At 65.9% G+C, this 545-nt stretch carries 1 protein-coding gene and 1 tRNA gene; one reads left to right on the forward strand and one right to left on the reverse strand.

Features of this window, described 5'->3' with window-relative positions:
- Positions 1–218 (reverse strand): hypothetical protein (locus ABD327_RS22080; RefSeq protein ID WP_344452494.1); only part of this gene is annotated, 218 nt, incomplete at its 3' end.
- A gap of 137 nt (positions 219–355) precedes the next feature.
- On the opposite strand from ABD327_RS22080, the gene ABD327_RS22085 reads away from it, so the two are divergent.
- A tRNA-Val gene (locus ABD327_RS22085) sits at positions 356–427 on the forward strand.
- Positions 428–545: the final 118 nt, after the last annotated feature.

The following is a 545-nucleotide window of genomic DNA, read 5'->3' on the forward strand; positions in this document are numbered from 1 at the left end:
TCGCCCCCGCCCCCACCGCCCCCGCCACACCCGGAGGAACCGGAGTCGGACCCCGACCCGAAGTCGAAGAACCCGCCGTCACCGCTCTCGAGCGACCACGAGGAACGCCGCCGCGGACGGCCCGGGACCCTCCTCTTGGAGGAGCCCACCGCAGCGGCCACCCCCATACCGACCACCAGGATCCCGACGACCAGAACACCGACCAGAAAGACGCTCATCAGGCCCTCACTCTCTTGACGCCGGATGAGACGTCCCCCACCCCCTCCCGGTTCGCGAAAGGCCCCCGCCTCCTTCGGCAAGGCGCACACCCCCTCCCAGCCGGGGTACACTTTTTCGGTCCCTCCGAGGACGACGAGGGCGTATAGCTCAGCGGTAGAGCACTCGCCTTACAAGCGAGGGGTCACTGGTTCGAACCCAGTTACGCCCACCCGGCACAGAAGCCCAATCCAGAATGATCGGATTGGGCTTCTGGCGTTCTGCCTGACTAAGACCGTGTCCTACGTGGATTTTCGGGTGATCTACGGCGATGATCCTGAACCGTGCTG

The sequence above is a fragment of the Actinocorallia aurantiaca genome (assembly GCF_039533685.1).
In the GTDB taxonomy this organism is placed as follows: Bacteria; Actinomycetota; Actinomycetes; order Streptosporangiales; family Streptosporangiaceae; genus Actinocorallia; species Actinocorallia aurantiaca.